At 51.1% G+C, this 19,707-nt stretch carries 17 protein-coding genes; 9 read left to right on the plus strand and 8 right to left on the minus strand.

Translation table 11 applies throughout. The features are described from left to right. Positions 1–145: 145 nt before the first annotated feature. A complete protein-coding gene (locus B5D63_RS08115) occupies positions 146–3,304 on the plus strand; it encodes a beta-galactosidase, LacZ type (protein ID WP_078668207.1) in 3,159 nt (1,052 codons plus the stop codon). Between the two features lie 68 nt (positions 3,305–3,372). Here B5D63_RS08115 and B5D63_RS08120 read toward each other — a convergent pair whose 3' ends face one another. Together B5D63_RS08120 and B5D63_RS08125 are read right to left on the minus strand one after the other, a co-directional pair. Beyond that, positions 3,373–4,362 carry an aldo/keto reductase gene (locus B5D63_RS08120; RefSeq protein WP_078668208.1) on the minus strand — a complete coding sequence of 330 codons (990 nt, stop codon included), beginning with the start codon at positions 4,360–4,362 and terminating at the stop codon, positions 3,373–3,375. Between the two features lie 97 nt (positions 4,363–4,459). Further along, a complete protein-coding gene (locus tag B5D63_RS08125; RefSeq protein WP_078668209.1) occupies positions 4,460–5,362 on the minus strand; it encodes a helix-turn-helix domain-containing protein in 903 nt (300 codons plus the stop codon). A gap of 118 nt (positions 5,363–5,480) precedes the next feature. Here B5D63_RS08125 and B5D63_RS08130 point away from each other — a divergent pair, with 118 nt between their 5' ends. Together B5D63_RS08130 and dinB are read left to right on the plus strand one after the other, a co-directional pair. Next, entirely contained in the window at positions 5,481–6,410 is a 930-nt protein-coding gene (locus B5D63_RS08130) for an alpha/beta fold hydrolase (RefSeq protein ID WP_078668210.1), read from the plus strand. Between the two features lie 89 nt (positions 6,411–6,499). Further along, complete coding sequence (gene dinB, locus B5D63_RS08135) at positions 6,500–7,612, plus strand: DNA polymerase IV (RefSeq protein ID WP_078668211.1); 1,113 nt, start codon at positions 6,500–6,502, stop codon at positions 7,610–7,612. A 23-nt stretch (positions 7,613–7,635) separates the two neighbouring features. Here the strand turns inward: dinB and B5D63_RS08140 are convergent, their stop codons facing one another. Beyond that, positions 7,636–8,031 (minus strand): contact-dependent growth inhibition system immunity protein, encoded by a 396-nt coding sequence (locus B5D63_RS08140; RefSeq protein WP_078668212.1) that lies wholly within the window; start codon positions 8,029–8,031, stop codon positions 7,636–7,638. Positions 8,032–8,076: 45 nt separating this feature from the next. Here B5D63_RS08140 and B5D63_RS08145 point away from each other — a divergent pair, with 45 nt between their 5' ends. Next, the gene (locus tag B5D63_RS08145) at positions 8,077–9,006 is read left to right on the plus strand and encodes a GlxA family transcriptional regulator (RefSeq protein WP_078668213.1); all 930 of its coding nucleotides are present in this window, start codon (positions 8,077–8,079) and stop codon (positions 9,004–9,006) included. Positions 9,007–9,093: 87 nt separating this feature from the next. Beyond that, positions 9,094–9,831 carry a DJ-1/PfpI family protein gene (locus tag B5D63_RS08150; RefSeq protein ID WP_262488138.1) on the plus strand — a complete coding sequence of 246 codons (738 nt, stop codon included), beginning with the start codon at positions 9,094–9,096 and terminating at the stop codon, positions 9,829–9,831. A gap of 60 nt (positions 9,832–9,891) precedes the next feature. Here B5D63_RS08150 and B5D63_RS08155 read toward each other — a convergent pair whose 3' ends face one another. The 3 genes from B5D63_RS08155 to B5D63_RS08165 all read right to left on the minus strand — a co-directional run bounded on the left by B5D63_RS08155 (position 9,892) and on the right by B5D63_RS08165 (position 12,960). Next, positions 9,892–10,203 carry a hypothetical protein gene (locus tag B5D63_RS08155; protein WP_078668215.1) on the minus strand — a complete coding sequence of 104 codons (312 nt, stop codon included), beginning with the start codon at positions 10,201–10,203 and terminating at the stop codon, positions 9,892–9,894. 70 nt (positions 10,204–10,273) lie between these two features. Further along, positions 10,274–11,110: an ankyrin repeat domain-containing protein gene (locus tag B5D63_RS08160; protein ID WP_078668216.1), complete on the minus strand. Its 837-nt coding sequence runs from the start codon at positions 11,108–11,110 to the stop codon at positions 10,274–10,276. 89 nt (positions 11,111–11,199) lie between these two features. Continuing rightward, a complete protein-coding gene (locus tag B5D63_RS08165; protein ID WP_078668217.1) occupies positions 11,200–12,960 on the minus strand; it encodes an ABC transporter ATP-binding protein in 1,761 nt (586 codons plus the stop codon). Between the two features lie 68 nt (positions 12,961–13,028). Between B5D63_RS08165 and B5D63_RS08170 the strand changes: the two genes are divergently transcribed. Then, a complete protein-coding gene (locus tag B5D63_RS08170; RefSeq protein WP_159455936.1) occupies positions 13,029–13,547 on the plus strand; it encodes a DUF4251 domain-containing protein in 519 nt (172 codons plus the stop codon). A gap of 59 nt (positions 13,548–13,606) precedes the next feature. Here the strand turns inward: B5D63_RS08170 and B5D63_RS08175 are convergent, their stop codons facing one another. Further along, positions 13,607–14,080, minus strand: coding sequence for a GNAT family N-acetyltransferase (locus tag B5D63_RS08175; RefSeq protein ID WP_078668219.1), 474 nt, complete (start codon positions 14,078–14,080; stop codon positions 13,607–13,609). 59 nt (positions 14,081–14,139) lie between these two features. On the opposite strand from B5D63_RS08175, the gene B5D63_RS08180 reads away from it, so the two are divergent. Next, positions 14,140–14,760, plus strand: coding sequence for an HAD family hydrolase (locus B5D63_RS08180; protein ID WP_078668220.1), 621 nt, complete (start codon positions 14,140–14,142; stop codon positions 14,758–14,760). A 62-nt stretch (positions 14,761–14,822) separates the two neighbouring features. Here B5D63_RS08180 and B5D63_RS08185 read toward each other — a convergent pair whose 3' ends face one another. Continuing rightward, the gene (locus B5D63_RS08185) at positions 14,823–15,365 is read right to left on the minus strand and encodes a TlpA family protein disulfide reductase (RefSeq protein ID WP_078668221.1); all 543 of its coding nucleotides are present in this window, start codon (positions 15,363–15,365) and stop codon (positions 14,823–14,825) included. Between the two features lie 437 nt (positions 15,366–15,802). Between B5D63_RS08185 and B5D63_RS08190 the strand changes: the two genes are divergently transcribed. Together B5D63_RS08190 and B5D63_RS08195 are read left to right on the plus strand one after the other, a co-directional pair. After that, positions 15,803–17,662, plus strand: coding sequence for a 3-keto-alpha-glucoside-1,2-lyase-like domain-containing protein (locus B5D63_RS08190; RefSeq protein WP_078668222.1), 1,860 nt, complete (start codon positions 15,803–15,805; stop codon positions 17,660–17,662). Between the two features lie 22 nt (positions 17,663–17,684). Next, entirely contained in the window at positions 17,685–19,616 is a 1,932-nt protein-coding gene (locus tag B5D63_RS08195; protein WP_078668223.1) for a hypothetical protein, read from the plus strand. Positions 19,617–19,707 lie beyond the last annotated feature (91 nt).

Below are 19,707 nucleotides of genomic sequence, written 5' to 3' on the forward strand. Positions count from 1 at the left end.
GATGAAAACCTTTTAGCATCCGGCCCCGTTATCAGACGAATTAGTAAAAATAATGACCATCAGCGTTTCCGTTCATGTATTTGATTCGTTTTTTTGTTTTTATTACACGTACTTTATACGCTTAATATTATCGTAGTACTGAACAATGAAAAAAAGACTACTTACCCTGGCGCTGACCGCTGCCGCTACGGCAGGGTGGGCGCAGCAGCTTCCGTCTGAATTACAGACGCCGGAAGTGGTGTCCGTCAACCGCCTGCCCATGCGGGCTTCTGCTTTTGCTTTTGAAAATAAAGTGCTGGCCGGCCGGCAAGACAAAGCTAAATCCGGTAATTTCCTGTCGCTCAATGGTACCTGGAAGTTCAACTGGGTGCAGGACCCGCGTAAACGTCCGGCTGATTTTTACAAACCGGACTTCAACGACAGCGGATGGGACAACTTTAAAGTGCCCGCCAACTGGGAAGTAAATGGTTACGGCCTGCCGATCTACGTCAACCACCCGTATGAATTTACCGGCCGTACCAAAATGGGCGCAGCCCTGAAACCACCTTACGATATTCCTGAAGATAACAACCCGGTAGGATCTTACCGTAAAAAGTTCGGGCTGCCGGAAGACTGGGACGGCAAACAGGTATTTATTCACCTGGGCGCCGTAAAATCAGCCTTCTTTATCTGGATCAACGGAGAGAAAGTAGGCTACAGTGAAGACAGCAAACTGGCAGCTGAATTCGATATCACCCGCTTCGTGAAACCGGGACAAAACGTGGTGGCCTTACAGGTGTATCGCTGGAGCGACGGCTCCTACCTCGAATGCCAGGACATGTGGCGTATTTCCGGCATCGAAAGGGAAGTATACCTCTATGCCACACCCAAACTGGACATGCGCGATTTTAAAATCGCCGCCTCCCTGGATAAATCTTATACCAACGGCGTGTTGGACATCAACCTGGAAGTGAGCAACTACAGAATAGATAAAAGAACAAACCACAGTAAACCAGACACCTTTGCGGTGACCATGGAACTGGTGGACGCCGCCGGCAAAACGGTGCTCAAAGAAGAAAGCAGCGGACTGCGGCCGGTACTGGGCAACTATAAAACCAACATACAGTTTCACCGGGAGGTGCCCAACGTACAAAGCTGGTCGGCCGAAACGCCCTACCTCTACACGCTTTACCTGACGCTGAAAAATAAAGCCGGTGATGTGCTGGAAGTAGTGCCGCAGCGTATCGGCTTCCGCACCATCGAAATGAAAGACCGCAACTTCCTGGTCAACGGAAAACGCGTATTTCTTAAAGGGGTGAACCGCCACGAACACAACGCCACACAAGGGCACACCCTTACCCGCGAAGATATGCGCAAAGACATGGAGATGATGAAACAGCTCAACGTCAACGCGGTACGTCACTCACACTATCCTCCTGATCCTTACTGGATGGAGCTTTGCGACGAATACGGGCTGTATGTGATTGATGAAGCCAATATCGAATCCCATGGCCGTTACTACGATCTCGCCTATACGCTGGCAAATGATAAACAATGGCGTACGCCCCACCTCGAAAGAGTACTACGGATGTACGAACGCGATAAAAACCATCCCAGCGTGATCACCTGGTCACTGGGCAACGAAGCCGGCAACGGTACCAACTTCTACGAGGCGTACGACTGGCTGAAAGCCCACGATACCCGCCCCGTACAGTACGAACGCGCAGAGCATGACTATAACACAGACATCATCGTACCGCAATACCCCGACCCGGACTGGCTGGTGAAATATTCCAGCCGTAACCCGGACCGCCCCATGATCATGAGCGAATATGCGCATATCATGGGCAACAGCCTCGGCAACTTCCAGGAATATTGGAGCGCCATCGAAAACCATCCTTTCCTGCAAGGCGGTTTTATCTGGGAGTGGATAGACCAGGGCATCGATACGGTAAAAAATGGTAAACGTATCCTCGCTTACGGCGGTGACTTCCCGCTGAGCGGCCCGGTGAACGAACCTTTCAGTGATAATAACTTCTGCGTGAAAGGCGTGGTGACAGCACATCGCGGCCTTACACCGATGGCGATAGAAGTAAAGAAAGTATACCAGCATATTAAAAGCAGTTATAGTGGTAACAACGCCGTTACCATACAGAATGGTTACTTCTTCCGCGACCTGGTTAACTACCAGCTCAACTGGGAACTGCTGGAAGATGGTAACGTCACGGAAAAAGGAACAGTGAAAGACCTGTCTGTGGCCCCGCAACAAAAAACGACCATCAACCTGCCGGTGAAAAGCGTTGTACGCGCAGGGAAGGAATATTTTCTCAATGTACGTTATGTGTTGAAACACCCTGAGCCTTTCCTGCCTGCCGGTTTTGAAATCGCTTCCGAACAATTTGCATGGGGCAAAGGCCAGGCGGTAGCGCCGGCGGTTACCAAACAGGCACAGCTCACGCTGCAACAGGATGCCGGCCATGCCGTGATAAAAGGCCGCGGCTTCGCCGTGAGCTTCAACCTGAAAGAAGGCGTCCTCGAAAAATATGAACTGAAAGGCGAAGAACTGCTGAAAGGCAGCCTGCAGCCGGCATTCTGGCGTGCGCCTACCGATAACGATATCGGTGCTGGCTTCAACCATTCGCTGCGCAAATGGCGCAATGCCTATGCAGACGGTAAACTGCTGGAAGCTGCCGTCAACAAAACGGTCAACGGGTACGAAGTGGTGCTGAAAAAGGAAATCGTGGACGGCGACGCCATCGCCACACAAACCGTCGCTGTACATGGCGACGGCAGCCTGAAAGTAACCAACGGCTTTACGGCGGTGAAGGGCAAATACCCGCTGCTATTGCGCGTTGGTAACGATCTGCAGCTGCAACAGCAGTTTAACCAGATCGATTTCTACGGCCGCGGCCCATGGGAAAACTACCGGGACAGGAAAACGGCTTCTTTTGTCGGTGTCTATCATCAGACAGTGGACCAGCAATACTTCCCGTATGCAAGGCCCCAGGAAAGCGGCAACAAATCCGACGTGCGCTGGGTAACCATGACCAATAAAAAAGGCAAAGGGCTTCGTTTCGAATACGCCGACAGCCTGCTCAACTTCTCTGCATTGCCTTACAGCCTGAATGATCTCGATCCGGAAGCTGATAAAAAACAATATCATTCCGGTGAGCTGGTGGCAAGACCGGAAATCTATATGCATATTGACTTGCAGCAGTCCGGCCTGCAGGGCATCGACAGCTGGGGCGCCTGGCCGCTGGAGCAATACAGGATACCGTTCCGCAACCAGGAATACAGCTTCTGGATTAAACCGGTGATCAAATAAATCCAATTGGCGATCTGATCTGATAAACCTGATTATAGCCCCGGGCTTCAGCCCGGGGTTTTTTATGATCATTCCGGAGTGAGCGTCCGCAGTTTAGCGAGATCTTCATCGGTGCGGTTGCCAAATATCTGTACGGTGGCCAATGCTGTTTCAATGGTTTCAAACTCTTGTTGTGTCAGCGTTACAGCGGCTGCGCCAAAATTTTCGTGTATCCGGTCGCGGCGGCGGGAACCTGGAATAGGTACGATAAAATCTTTTTTATGCAGCATCCATGCCAGTGATATTTGTGCCGGCGTGGCGTTTTTTTCCTGTGCAAACAGTTGCAGCAGGTCCAGCAACGGCTGATTGGCTTTGATGTTTTCTTTATCAAAGCGGGTGATCACCCGCCGGGCATCGATCCCTTTAAAAGTGGTGTCTGCGTTGATTTTTCCGGAGAGAAAACCGTTGGCCAGCGGGGAGAAGGGAACAAAGCCGATGTTCAGGGCCTCACAGGTAGGAATCACTTCCGCTTCAAAGGTGCGTTCCATCATCGAATATTCACTTTGCACCGCTGTCAGCGGGGTGATAGCATGCGCCCGCCTGATTTCATCGGGGGTAGCCTGTGACTGGCCCCAGCCCAGGATTTTGCCTTCCTTTATCAGTGCGCCCATCACCCAGGCAACATCTTCCACCGGGATGTCTTTGTTGACACGATGCTGATAGTACAGCTCCACATGGTCGGTGCGCAGCCGGCGAAGCGATGCTTCCAGCCTGCTTTTGATATGGAGGAACAGGTTGTCCCGCGAATAGTCGCCTATATCGTTTTTATCGATGAGGAATTTGGTAGCGATCACCACGTTGCTGCGTAGGTCCTGCAGAGCTTCCCCTACGAGTGCTTCGTTGTCGCCCATGGCGTACCTTTCAGCAGTATCAAAAAACGTACAGCCCTGATCGTAGGCATAACGCAGTAACTGCAATGCCTCCGCCTTATCCGGTGCGGCGCCGTATCCCATGCTGAGGCCCATACTGCCGTAACCGATAGCCGATACTTCGAGGTCTCTTAATTTCCTTGTTTTCATGCTTTTCAATTTTTGTAGCGCAATGGCTGATTGATAAGCAAAGGTCATTTGCCGGCAGGACGGGAAAAAGCAAGATGCAAACAATCTGTATCGAAATTCAAACCATCCTGAATTTTTGGGGGGTGATGCCGGTTTGTTTTTTGAAGAAGGCGTTGAAGTGGGCGGGTTCCAGGAAGCCCAGTGTATAGGCTATCTCTGCGACGGTCCAGTTGCTTTGGACAAGTAACGATTGGGCTTCGCGCAGGCATCGCGCAGCGATCAGCCGGGAAGTGGTACTGCCTGTCGCTGCCTTCAGCGCACGGTTCAGATGGTTGACGTGGATGTTCATATGCCGGGCGAAGTCGGTTGCGGAGCGGAGGGACACCTGCTGGGTGGTATCGTCTATAGCGTAGTGTCGTTCCAGTAGTTCGGTAAAAAGAGCGGCAATCCGTTCAGCTGCGTTTTGCGGCTGTTTGATCTGCACCGCGGAACTGAGTTGTGTTTTCAGTGCAAAGTGGATCAGCTCCATGGCCAGGTTTCTTAACACATCGTATTTGTAGACGTAGTCGGAGGCTTTTTCTTCCAGCATACGCTGAAAAATTTCGGTGGCCTGGCGGACCTGTTCGTCGGTCAGCTCGAAGATATGTGTTCCGCCGGGTTGGTAAACAGGATAGTCGTACAGGTTACCATAGCGGTGAAAAAAGTGCTGGTTGAAGACCACGCAAAAACTGTTGTGTATCTGTGACAGGTCTGCACTGTAGGGTATCTGTGGATTGAGGAAGAGGAGCGCCTGTTTTTGAATCTGTACTGTTTTGTCGGCGAACTGTATTTCACTTTTGCCGCGGGTGAGGATGATCTTATAAAAGTCTCTCCGCCGGTAAGCTTCCGGTGCAGGCAGCGGCTGATCGGTGGTGTAATCGGTCTTAAACACATTGAAATGACCGGCGCCCTGACGGAGGTTTTCAGGCGTCCGTCCGATTTTATTGCGGTAAAAAATTTCCAGTGTTTCTATTTTGACCATGGGGTGAAATTACAACATTCAAAGCACACGGTCGCATTTGCCCCACTAGAAAGTCGCATCTGTACAGCACATGAAAACAGATAGTTGCAGATATTTGTATCATAAAAAAAGACATCGTATGAAATATCTGGTCACGTTTTTCTCATTAGCAGTATTGTTTATGGCAGCCTGCCAGCAGCAACCGTCGCATCCGCGGAATACGGCTGTTCCCACGAAAGACAGCAGTGCGACAAGCGATATAAAACCGGCAGAGAGTGGTTATGCCGATGTGAATGGATTAAAGATGTACTATGAAGTATACGGCAGTGGTAAACCGTTGGTATTGCTGCATGGATCTTTCATGAATATTCCCATGAACTGGGCGAAGGCTATCCCGGTGCTGGCTAAAGACCGTAAGGTGATTGTGGCGGAAATGCAGGGGCATGGCCGTACCAGGGATATCGACCGTAAAATGAGTTATGAAAGCATGGCGGATGACGTGTCCGCGTTGCTGAAACATTTGAAGGTAGACAGTGCGGATGTATTGGGGTACAGTATGGGCGGCGGTATTGCTTTCCAGTTTGCCGTGCGGCATCCGGAGCAGTTGCGCCGGCTGGTTATTTTATCAGGGACTTACGCGCATAACGGCTGGTGGCCGGATGTGGAGGCCAGCTTTGCCGGTATGAATGCGGAGATGTTCAAAGGTTCGCCGATTGAAAAGCAGTATGATAGTCTGGGTAATGACCCGGCCCGTTTTCCTGAGTACATTAAAAAAGTGCTGAGCATCGATGTGCAGGCATATGACTGGACCAAAGAGGTGAAAAATATCAAGGCGCCGATATTCATGGCCATCGGCGATGCGGATGGGGTGCGCTATGAACATGCGCTGGAGCTGTTCCGCGCCAAAGGCGGAGGGAAAATGGGCGATATCCATGGGCTGCCGCAGTCCCGGCTGGCCATCTTACCGGGTACCACCCATATTGGTATGATGGTGAATACAGACCTGTGGATTCCCATGGTGAAGAATTTCCTGGATGGGGATCTGAATGCGCCGCCTCCTATGTTTTAACAATACGGACAACACTGCTTATAAACAGGCTGCTGAAACGGTTCAGCAGCCTGTTTTGTTGTATCTTTACTGTGCCTGCAGCAGCACCAATGGAACAGACCGAAAACAACATAGCGCGTAAAATTATTCACATCGATATGGACGCTTTTTATGCGTCGGTAGAGCAGCGTGACCATCCGGAGTACCGTGGCAAAGCGATTGCCGTGGGCGGATCTCCGGAGGGGCGGGGGGTGGTGGCGACGGCCAGTTACGAAGCGCGGAAATACGGTATCCGCTCGGCCATGTCTTCCAGGAGAGCGTTGCAGTTGTATCCCCAGCTGATTTTTGTACGTCCCCGTTTTGATGCTTACAAGGAAGTGTCGCGCAGGATACGGGAGATTTTCGCGCGGTATACCGACCTGATAGAGCCGTTGTCGCTGGATGAAGCATACCTGGATGTGACGGAAGACAAGCTGAACATAGGCTCTGCCATTGAGATAGCGCGGCAGATCAAGATGGCTATCCGGGAGGAATTGCAGTTGACAGCGTCCGCGGGTATTTCGGTCAATAAATTTGTGGCCAAGATAGCCTCCGATCTGAACAAGCCGGATGGGTTTACGTTTATCGGTCCTTCGGCAATTGAAGCATTTATGGAGCAGTTGCCGGTAGAAAAGTTTCACGGGGTAGGGAAGGTGACAGCTGACAAGATGAAGCGCATGGGGCTTTTTACGGGCGGTGATTTAAAGAAACTTTCCGAGCAGGAGCTGAAGCAGTATTTCGGTAAGGTAGGCACTTTTTATTACCAGATTGTGCGGGGCATAGATCATCGTGCCGTGCAGCCGCACCGCGAAACCAAATCACTGGGCGCAGAAGATACCTTCCCCCACGACCTGACAGTGGTGGAAGACATGCATGCGGAGCTGGAAAAGATAGCCCGCACGGTATATGCCAGGTTAGAGCGCTACAGTCTGAAAGGGCGTACGATTACGCTGAAGATCAAGTACAGCGATTTTAAGCAGATCACCCGTAACCAGTCTTTCCCTTATCCGGTGGGAGACCTGGACACGATACTACATACCGCCAAACAGTTGTTGGCAGCTACCGGGCCTGAAGATAAGCAGATACGTTTGTTGGGTATAACGTTGTCTAATTTCGGAGAAGCGGGTCCTGTTTCGGATAAGCCTGTTAATCCACAGTTATCACTTTTCGATTTTGAGGGATGACATTGTCCTGCGGCGTGACCGGCTTATGATTGCCAATAGCCGGGCAGGTCAATCTCAGATGCTACTTCCACGGCACGGGAACGGATCATTTGTTTCATGTCCTGATGCAGTTCCTGATGCTCTTCCCAGAAGGGAGGGGGGACGTCCAGCACATTCTTTAACAGATCGCCCGGGTACAGGTCTGCCTCAACAAAAAGGTCATCCTTTAGTTTCTCGATCGCCAGGGGTACCAGATAGTTTGGGTTAAACGATTGGCCTATCAATACCCTTAGGTCGCTGGCTGTTAACTTGATGACGGGTACTTTGCTGAGGGCGATGCACCTTTTAGTGACTATGGAATCATGTTCTGTGGCGGGTTCCCAACGTTTGTTTTCTAATTGTTCCAGAGATTTGTATCTCCAGACATCTTTCCTGTTCATATTACCTCTCGTAACTTTTTGTCAATAATATACTAATTTCGTCAGATGATACCCAATCGAGTCATCTTTTTTCTTTTTGACGGGGTACACCTGCTGGATCTGGCAGGCGCGGTGACCGTATTTGTGGAGGCCATCTGTTGTGGCCAACCTTATGATCTGCGTTATGTTTCACCGTATCCCCAACCCGGCAGTTCTTCCGGTTTGGGCTTTGCTTCCGTAGACCCGCCCACTTCCGTGACGGTGACGAAGGAAGATATCCTGATCATTGCCGGAATGGACCTGAGGCGGTGGGACCGGGCGGACGACGCCTTGTGGATTCCCTGGTTGCAGGCTGCCGCTGCCAGCGGCGCCACTATTTGCTCAGTTTGTACCGCGGCCTTCGCATTAGCCGCTGCCGGTTTGCTCGACGGGCAGCCATGTACTACACACTGGGCTCAAACAACTTCCTTACAACAGCAATTTCCGCGCCTGAAGGTGGTGGAAAACAGATTATTTGTAAAAAGCGGCCGTATCTATACAAGCGCCGGTATCGCTACCGGTATTGATATGGCCCTGGCTCTCATTGAAGAACGTCATGGTATCGCATTTGCCAGCCTGTTGGCCAAGGTACTGGTAGTGCCCATGCGTCGTGATGGTTCCTCCCCGCAAGATAGCATCTTTCTGCAAAACAGACAGCATATAAATCATCAAATACATGCGGTACAGGATTATATCATTTCCCATCTCCACCAGAAAATGACGATCGAAGAGCTGGCGGAACAGGTCTTTATCAGCCCCCGTAACCTTACCCGCCTGTTTAAATCTGCCACCGGCATTACTATCGGCGAATATATCCAGAAACTGCGGAAAGAGAAAGCCCTGTTACTGTTAAAGTCTGGCCAAAAAATGACCTGGGTGGCCAAAGAATGCGGCTTTAAAAGTCCCAATCAGCTCCGCCGCCTGATACAATCCCCCAAAGCGATCGAACTGGCCTGATCTGTAGCCTCCTTGTCCTGATTTGATGCGTCCCCCTTCCTAGCTTTGTATCATAAATTTTATTTCATGAAACAGTTGCTGTTGCTAATGCTCCTGCTGGCGCCATGCCTGCTTTTTGCCCAGGGTAAACCGAACTATGTATGCCCGCCCTGCGGGCCCTGTGATACCCTTGTATTTCATCAACCCGGAAAATGTCCTCATTGCGGTATGGAACTGATAAAAAAAGATACCCTCGAAAAACGCATCGCTGTATGCTTCCTCCTGTACGACGATATTGAAATCCTTGATTTTGCCGGACCGCTGGAAGTCTTCGCAGATGCAGGATTCCAGGTCTTCACTGTCGCTAAGCACAAGAAACCGATCATCTCACAGGGCGTACTCAAAGTACTGCCGGACTACAGTATCGCCGACGCGCCGCCAGCCGATATACTTGCTGTCTTTGGCGGTAATGCCGGTCCTACTTCGGAAGACCCTGAAATAATGGCATGGATCAGGTCCCGCGACAAAAATACGGAACGCTATTTTTCCGTATGTACCGGCGCTTTCATCCTTGGTAATGCCGGCCTGCTGGAAAACCAGACTGCCACTACCTATCATGAAAAGATTGCGTCGCTGCGTAAAAGATTCCCCCGTACAAAAGTGCTGGAGAATGTCCGTTATGTAGACAACGGCCGCATCATCACCACGGCGGGTATCTCCGCAGGGATAGACGGAGCATTGCACCTGGTAGCTAAACTGAAGGGGGAGGCAGAAGCCCTCCGGGTAGCCCGCGTAATGGAATACGACAAGTATGTGCCTAACCAGGGACTGGTAATCAAACACTAAGACCACAGGGCAGCTGCTTCGCACGGAAATAGCTGCCCTGTTGCTTTCATGAGGTCAAACTCAGGCTGCCCGGTTGTATTTGGGCAATACCATCCTTTTCACAATCGTATGCGCGATCAGAGACAGCACCAATGACAGTATGATCAACAAAGATGACTTTGTCGGTGTGTCAAATACGTCGATCACTCCGGAAACAGATTTGCCTGCGAACAGCAGGGTAATGATACAAGCCAGCACGCCGGTGATCCACAGCGTGATATGAGACCACAGGTATTTTGTTTTCTGGAAACCCTTTTTGCCAAAGGAGGTAAAGAGAAGTCCAACGTGGGCCACGAAAAAGGCTGCGGCAAGGATAGTCAGCGTAGTAAGCATTTTGGTCTTTTTAGGATTTTGGGAAATGGTGTACCGACAATATACAATATTAATTGAATATACAAAACGCTCATCCCGCCTCCCCGTACTTCATCCGTATCTGTGAAATGTGCTCGGCAATCATGTGCAGCCGGTAGTAATATTTCTCGAAAATATCATCGTACATCCGGTGCCGGTTCACCAGGAAAGCATTGAGCGATTCATAAATGTACTCTTCGAACGTACTGTGTTCGCTGACTTTTATCACCACTTCCGCCACGGGCTCCAGGCTGGTGGCAAATTTCGTTTTTACCTGTATGTCCGCCATCCCGGTGATCATGATCTTATACAGGTTAGGCGCTTTCGCGAAAGGGGCGTAATGCACGGCCGTCAGCCCGTTTTCATCGTATACATACTTATGCACATTTTCTGCCAGCAGGAACGCTATTACTTCCCGGTTGGTATTATGTCGTGTGGCCAGCAACAGCGGTGTATCCAGACTGTCCAGCACAAAATCGAAATGGATGTTGTGCCGGATCAGGATCAGTAACATATCGGTGATAGCGGTCAGCCGGTGCTGCTGAAAAATATAGGCGATGGCATACAGGTAATCCGGGCTGTCGATGGTCAGCGTGGCGCCCTTTTTCAGTGCATACTCCACCGCCATGGGTTTGTTGGCCCCCACGGCGCAGAAGATGATCGGGATCATGCCTTCCTTTTTAAAGCGAATGTCTGCCCCGCCTTCTTCGATCAATAGTTCAGCCGCCTCAAAAAAAATCTCCTGGTACTCCAGCAATTCGCATAACAGCTCTGACAACTCCCGCCGGTTGAAGGACCGCAGATGCCGTCTCAACAAGGTAATCACTTCGTCCGGGTTCTCGCTTGTCCTCAGTTGACGCTTTAAGTCGTACAGCGAAATTTCCTGCATATGTTTTCATAGGGTGATAGATAGGCTGGGAGAGAACCTCCATAGGATGAAAAAACGGCTGCAATGATAATAAATATTAGTTAAAAAATTCATTTGTTTTCCTGGTGTTTCCATAACTCCTGGAAAACAGGGCTATGTTCGCGCAGTTCCCGGAAGTGACCGGCGGCTACCACCCTGCCCTGCTGCAGCACGTAGATATAATCGAACTGCGGCAACAGGTGCAGCCGGTGCATGGCTGATACGATCGCTTTATCGGAGAAAGTCTGGAACATCTTCTGATAGATCATCGCTTCTGTCTTGGGGTCTACGCTGCTGGTAGGCTCATCGAGCAGGATCACCTCACTGTCGCGCGCCGCGAGGATGCCACGGGCCAGTGCCAGCCGCTGTTTCTGGCCGCCGGAGAGGTTTACGCCTTTCTCCCGGATATCGGACGCCAGCCCGTCGGGCAACAGGGCTACGACCTCGGAAAAATGAGCTGCCTCGCACACTTCCATGATCTCTTCTTTGGTAAACGGAAGTCCCAGCGTGACGTTGTATTCGATGGTGTTTTCGAAGATCTCCGGCTCCTGCGGGAACAGGGTTACGCTTTCGTGGATAGTGGCCAGCGGGAAAGCTGCGCCGTCCACGATCACCCGGGTGCCTTCCTCCGGTTCGTACAGGCCTCTCAGTATGGCGAGCAATGTGCTTTTGCCGCTGCCACTTTCGCCGATCAGCGCTATCTTCCTGCCCCGGCCTATTTGTACGTGTAACTGGTGCAGGCTTTGCGGGGCATGGGCTTCATCGTAAGACGGCAGGTGAGAGAAATTCAGCTGGCTGATATCCACCGTCTTCCAGTTGCCCGGCAGTTCCGGCGCCGCATCGGCGCGGTGATGTTCCTTATAGGCATCGCTGATATTGGTGGCGGTTTCCACGGAAGTATTGTAGCGCACAATATCGGTGTACTGCCAGGCTACGTCCTGAAACACGCTGGTGAACTGGTTCACATACCCCAGCAGGGTCACCAGCCCGGCTACATAAAACAGTTCTCCCGGCACCCAGTGCTGGAACACATAACCGATGGTGATCACACAATAGATCAGGGTGATCATCATTTCTGCTACAAACCATTTCCATTCGTTGATAACCACATTTTTCCGGTAGGAAGGCCATATGCGGGCGATCTTGCCCAGGAGGCCGCTTTCCATGCTTTTCTCCAACCTGAGGGTGATCACCGTCATGATATTGGAAAGGCTGTCGAACAGCGTGGCGGACACCACGTGTTCCCCCTCATTGATTTCTTCCAGCGTACGGATATAAGGTTTGTCAAACAGGACCAGGAAATAAACGCAGCCAATACCCATTACCACGCCGATGGCGCCATACAACGGAGAGAAGTACAACATGGCCGCCAGGGAGAAAAACAGTTTGGACAGGGCATGCATGTACATAAATCCCCGGGAGAAAAATTCCCTCAGCGCATCATACCCTTTGCGGATACGGTTGATGACACTGCCACTGTGGTTGTCCTGGTGCCATTTCACCGGCAGGTGGAGCGCCTGATGGTAACGTTCCTGTAAAAAGTTCCGGCTCAGGCGGAATGACAGCCCCTGCTCCATCACCCGGGCCGGCCCGTGAAAGGCCCATTCCAGCAGCTTCAACCCCAGGTAACCACCTGCAAACAGCAGGGTGTATCGGGGCAGGTTGGCGGTATCCTGCTGCACCCGGCCAATAAACCACCCGAATAACAAAGGATTCAGTGAAAAACAGACATTGGCGAGTATGAACATCAGATATACAAGGACGTACTTCTTCCGTTCTTTTCGCGCATATTTCCAGGCGGTCTTTAACAACGAGATATATGGGTTGGGCATGGTTTTCAGGTTTAGCGTTTACGATCTGGTACGATATTCGTACCTTCTGGTATGTAAATCTTTATATTATGAAAAGTTCATTTGCAGTAAAAGCATTGTTCTTCCTCTCCCTCTCTTTCTTTCTTTTCACCGGTGGATATGCCCAAACAAAAGCACAGCAGAAAGCTGCGAAAAATGCCGCCAAAGAAGCGGCTGTAAAAGCGATGGTAGACAGCAAAACTTACGTGTTCATCCCGCAGAGCGTATCGCCCATGAGTGGCCGCGTACGCCAGATTACGCCGGATTTTAATATGGTCGTCACCCCGGACTCGATCGTCAGTTACCTGCCTTATTTCGGAAGGGCCTACTCCGCGCCGTACGGCTCTACCAAATCACCGCTGGACTTTAAGACGAAAGACTTTCAGTACGCTACCAATCCCCGCAAAAAGGATGGGTGGGATGTGAGCATCAAACCCGGTGATAAGGACATACAAAGTATCAATGTTACGATTACCAGCAGTGGTTATGCTACCGTACAGGTAACCAGCAACAACCGACAGCCTATCACTTTCAACGGGTATATTCAGGAAGTGAAGAACAAAAAATAACTTGTAGTCTATCAATTTGGTTATCTGAAAACGAAGGAAGTCTGGCTTTCCCTCTATTTTCAGGTAGCCAAATTTTTTGTCATTTCGTAATTGTTGAGCAGCACCCCGTCAACATCCACTGTCTGCGCCCGCACTACCCGGAATCCCATCCGCTCGAAAAAAGGTTTCGCTGTGATACTTACAAAAGCTGTCAGTGACGGCAGCTGCAAAGCTTCTGCTTTACGTATGATCGTTTCCGTCAGCAAGGTGGCCACGCCCTGACGTTGAAAGTCTTTGTGCACAAACATCATATCAAACTCCCCGTCATCTTCCAGGGAGGCAAAGCCGGTGATGACTTTGTCCGGCGTCTCTGCCACATAAAAATGCTGTGTATGGATGCGCTTTTCCAGCGAAGAGAGCCGATCGCCGCGGGCGGCCCATGCCGCTACCTGTTCAGGAGTGTAATCTTTGCTGTTGACCGTACGAATCGTACCCTGGTAGAGGTCCCGCAGGGCGGGCATATCGTTGATGTCCGCCTTCCGTATATTCATCATGTGGTGTGGGTTTAAACACGAGATAGCTTATATTAGCCATACAAATTTAACCGATTCAGATGGAGAACCCAACACCGATCACCACATTATTCCTCGACATTGGCGGCGTACTGCTGACCAACGGGTGGGACCGTAAAGCGCGCAAGCTGGCAGTGGAGACTTTTCAGCTGGATGCCGCAGAAACAGAAGAACGGCATCACCTGACATTTGATACTTATGAGGTAGGCAAACTAACGCTCGATGAATATCTCAGCCGTGTGGTGTTTTATGAAGAGCGTTCCTTTACCCGGGAAACGTTCCGCGATTTTATGTTGGCCCGGTCCGCCCCTCATCCGGAGATGATAGCGCTGGTGCGTCAGCTCAAAGAAAAGTATAAACTGAAAATAGCGATTGTGAATAATGAGGGGCGGGAGCTGAATACACACCGTATTCGTTACTTCGGCATTTCACAGTTTGTAGATTTCTTTATTTCTTCCTGCTTTGTGCATTACCGTAAACCTGATGCAGACATTTACCGTATTGCGCTTGATATTGCACAGGTATCCGCAGCAGAGGTGGTATATCTCGAAGACCGCTCCATGTTTGTGGATGTGGCCAACGGGCTGGGTATCAACGGTATCTGTCACCAGGCGTACGATACGACCGTTGCTGAGCTGGAAAAATATGGATTACGGTTGTAAAGAGGAGGAGAATATGGCTGAAACAAAGGGGCCGGAATTCATCATTCCGGCCCCTTTGCTGTTTATGCTTTTTTCTGCAACTTCTCATTCAGCAGCTGTATCATCTTTTCAAATTCCTCCGGCTGAAACCCTGAAGATTCCCAGATCACCTTGCCGTTTTCATCGAGGATCACATTCCGGGGGATGTATGCCGTTGCAAACTTCCCGAAAACATTTCTTTTCATATCCGGGAGCAAGGGGAAGTCTACCTTTATTTTGCCTTTAAATTCATTTACCTCCGTCCAGTTATGCTCTCTGCCAAACGCCAGGAATACAAAGCGGGGATCGTCTTTATGTGCCAGCCATACTCTTTCATTCAGTGAGGGCATTTCAGCGCGACAGGGGCCGCACCAGGTGGCGAAAAAGTTAATAAAAACTATTTTTCCCCTGTAATCCGCAAAGGTGGTCGTTTTGCCGGGAGCCGTCTCAAAAGTGACGGCGGGGGCCTGGTCTCCAGGGTGTATTAAGGTGGCGGTATCGGTGGGGGAGTGCTGGCCATATGTCCATGAGGCGGAAGCGATACCGGCCATGATGAATACTAATCTGAGAATGAAATTGCGGTTCATGTTGGGTCCGTGTTTAAAGTAGATTACGTTAAGTTGGTGATACAATATACTACAAATGGGGCAAGGGGCGATTTCCTGGTCTTTTATGTTGATGATACAATATGTTATAAATGGGGCCTTCTTTCCGCCAGCTATCTGTCTGCATTTACCGCTGGTGTAATTTTTTATGTGCTATATCGATTTTGCAAATAAAAATTTCCATTTTGTTGTATTTTGGGAGCAGGATATCAGAAGGATGCTATTAAAAGCCATTTCTGCGTAAGGCAGGGACCCGGCTTGCGCGCGTGTTGTATATATTTTCCACGTTAGGTATATACACTTTGGTCAGTTTGTAATAATACCCCTTCCTATCTTTTTAAAGTTCACGTTCCGGCTATTATTTTCATTGGATGCATATTGCTAAAAGCATTTAGCAAAACAAAAAACAAAACAGATCTATGCTCAAATGGTATGAGTTCCGTCCAAAGTTGAAACAACTGGGTATTAGTCCCGGTAAGGCTTTGGTCTTCATGATGGGCGTTGGCTGCAGTCAGCAGCTGATGGCCCAGCAGGCAATTCCCCTGACCGACCTGTCAGGATTTAAACAGCCGGCTGCCAACTGGCGTATCGCCGGCGACGTCAATGCCGACCTGCAAAAGGAAAACGCGCTGACAGCCACCAACGGCACCGGCATCCTGGTCAACCTGCCCGAGAAGGGTAAACACGGCCAGGACTTGTATACTAACTGGCAGCATGGTGACCTGGACCTGGAACTGGACTACCTGGTGTCTTCCAAATCCAATTCCGGCATCTACCTGCAAGGCCGCTACGAGATCCAGCTACTCGACAGCTGGGGCGCGGTGACCCCCCGGCCGTCTGACAACGGCGGCATCTACGAACGTTGGGACGACCGCCGTCCGGAAGGGCAGCAGGGCTACGACGGGCACGCGCCCCGTCAGAATGCCAGCCTGGCGCCCGGTCTGTGGCAACATATGAAAATAGCCTTTCAGGCGCCCCGCTTCGATGCTGCGGGCAACAAAATTGCCAATGCCGTTATCCTTAAAATAGAACTCAATGGCGTTACCATCCAGGAAAACGTGGTACTGTCCGGACCTACCCGCGGCGGAATGGAAAACAACGAAGTGGCGGAAGGACCGCTGCGCATCCAGGGAGATCATGGCACTGTGGCTTTCCGTAATATCAAAGCCCAGTCCTACAACGCACCCAAACCGGAACTGAAAGCTATACAATACGCTATTTATAAAGGCTCCTTCCGGCAACTACCGGATTTTAAAACGCTCAAACCGGTAACCACCGGGGAGGCAGCGCAGCTGACATCCAATCTCCCCGGTCTGCCGGACAATGAATTCCTGGTACGCTACACGGCTATGCTGGACGTGAAAGCCGCCGGCACGTACGATTTTAATCTGCATACCTCCGGTGGCGGGGGACAGCTCAAAGTCAACGGTCAGCCGCTCAGCGGCTCCCGCAACCGCGATGCGAGAGGCGGCATCACCCTGCAACCCGGCAGCTACCCGGTGGAAGTGCTGTATGCCAAAAATGTGGACTGGGCGAAACCTTCCCTGACCCTGAGCGTGCGTTCCGCCGCCGTGCGTGAGTTCGTGCTCAGCGATCTGAATGTACCCGCCGATGATCCCACAGACCCTATCCTGGTTGCGGCTACTGAAAACACCGTACTGCGGAGTTTCATGGACCTGCGAGGCGGTGCGCGCGTAGTACACGCCGTTTCTGTAGGCAGCCCGGTCAAAGTACACTACACCTACGATATGGACCATGCGGCGCCGGTGCAGGCCTGGCGTGGTGAGTTCCTGAACACCACCCCCATGTGGCATGATCGCGGCGATGGCTCCTCCCGCCCGATGGGCATGGTGCGGATACTGGACAATAAACCGGCGATGTCGCTGGCTCGTCTTGCCTCCGCTGAAGCAGCATGGCCTTCGGATACGGCCGGCACGGCTTACCGCCCTAAAGGATACGACCTCGATCCTGAAGGTCTGCCTTCTTTCCGGTTCGATATTTATGGCGCTGCGGTGACCGACACCTTCCGCGTATTGCCTGGTAATACAGGACTGCACCGCAACCTGCAGGTGGCGGATACCCAGGATGGTCTCTATGCCCGTATAGCCGTAGCCGATAGTATTTCCCAGCTGGCGGATGGTACTTATATGATAGGGGACAAAGCCTGGTATGTGAAAATGGACAATAACGGCGCGAAACCCGTTATCCGCCGTCAACAGGGAAAAATGGAACTGATCGTACCAGTAAAAACAGCCATCGGCTATGCCATTATCTTCTAAGCAGAAACACGCACGAGAAATTATGAAACTGACTTATAAAAGATTAACTGCCGGGATAGCAGCCGGTATGTTGATGATGACAACTGCTATTCAACCGGCGCTGGCGCAGGAATCGCCCAAAGAGGAGGACTTCTTCCGCATTGCGCGTATCAGCTCGCCGGAGGGCACCCTGCTGGAAGTAGGAGGCCTGTGTACGCTGCCCAACGGCGACCTGGGCATCGCCACCCGCCGCGGTGATATCTTCATCGTGGAAAATCCGACCAGCCGCCAGCCATACTTCCGCAAAGTGGCCTCCGGCCTCCATGAAGTACTGGGCCTCGTCTGGAAAGACGGCTCCCTCTACTGCGCACAACGCGGAGAACTGACCAAACTGACCGATACCAATATGGACGGTAAGATTGACCGCTTTGAAACCGTATATTCCTGGCCGTTATCCGGTCACTATCACGAATATAGCTTCGGGCCTGTAGTGGCGCCGGACGGCTCTTTCTTCGTTTCAGGCAACGTAGCCTTCGGCGACGAAGAATGGTGGCGTGGCGAAAGCCGCGTTCCCTGGCGCGGCTGGATGATGCATATCAGTGCCGATGGTAAAATGGAACCCTGGGCAACCGGCTTCCGCTCTCCCTGCGGCCTCGGCATCATCGACGGTGAACTGTTTTACACCGAAAACCAGGGCGACTGGATGGGTTCCGGCGCACTGGTGCATGTGAAAAAAGGCAGCTTCGTAGGACATCCTGCAGGTCTGCGCTGGAGCAACCTGCCTAACTCACCGGTGAAACTGACGACCGAACAACTGTACAGCAAAGTAGATCCCCGCTTCCGCAGAGATGCCAACAACCGCGCTATCAAACCGGAAAACGTGGAAAACGAAAAGTTCGTGACGCTGTTCGATATGAAACAATACTTCCCTGAAGTACAGCTGCCGGCAGTATGGTTGCCGCATGGCGTACTGGGGATCTCCAACGCACAGGTGCTGCCCATCCCGGAAGGCGTGTTCGGACCTTTCGCCAAACAGGTACTGGTGGGAGATCAGGGACAGAGCAAAATCATGCGTGTATATCTTGAAAAAGTAAACGGAGAATACCAGGGAGCAGCCTGGGATTTCCGAAGCGGTTTCCAGTCCGGCGTACTGCGTCTGGCATGGGCTAAAGACGGTTCGCTCTTTGTCGGTGAAACTAACCGTGGCTGGGGTTCTGCAGGTGATGCTAACCAGGGCCTGCAACGATTGGTGTGGAACAACCGGGTGCCTTTCGAAATGAGAACGGTGAGTGCAAGACCAGATGGCTTCGAGATTACCTTCACCCAACCGGTGGATAAAAAATATGCGGAAGACCTGGCATCTTACCAGGTGGAAAGCTTTATCTACAAGTATCACCCGGTGTATGGAAGTCCGACCGTGAATACGGAAAAACTGACCGTAAAAGGTGTGAAAGTAGCGGCCGACGGCATGAGTGCGCGCATTATTGTAAGTGGCTTACGTCGTTACTATATTCATAAGGTATCGCTCACGGGCATACGTTCCCGGGAAGGGTCTTATTCACTGGTGCATCCGGACGTGTATTACACGATGAACAATATTCCGGAAGGTACATCACTGGCCATGTCGGAAGTAAGTACTAAGAATTCCGCCAAAGCGCCGGTAGCTGAACCGAAAACGCCTGCTAAAACCGCGACTGCCAAAGCAGAGGTGACCAAAGTGCCTACGCTCGCACAGATACAGCCACTGCTAAATAAATATACCTGCTCTGCCTGCCATAATGCAGAAAAGAAACAGGTTGGACCAGGCTTTAAGGAAGTAGCTAAAAAGAATTATTCCGTTGCCAAAATTCTGGCGCTGATTAAAAATCCCAAACCGGAGAACTGGCCGGGCTATGCTACGCCGATGCCACCGTTCCCACAGGTACCACAGGCAGACGCAACTAAGATCGCGCTGTGGATCAACTCCCTGAAATAATTTGGGAATTTTCGGATTTTGGAATTTAGGTATTGATGACTTTTCGGAGTCATTATCTCACAAATACCCAAATACCCAAATTCCAAAATCC

The sequence above is a fragment of the Chitinophaga eiseniae genome (assembly GCF_900167135.1).
Classification (GTDB): domain Bacteria; phylum Bacteroidota; class Bacteroidia; order Chitinophagales; family Chitinophagaceae; genus Chitinophaga; species Chitinophaga eiseniae.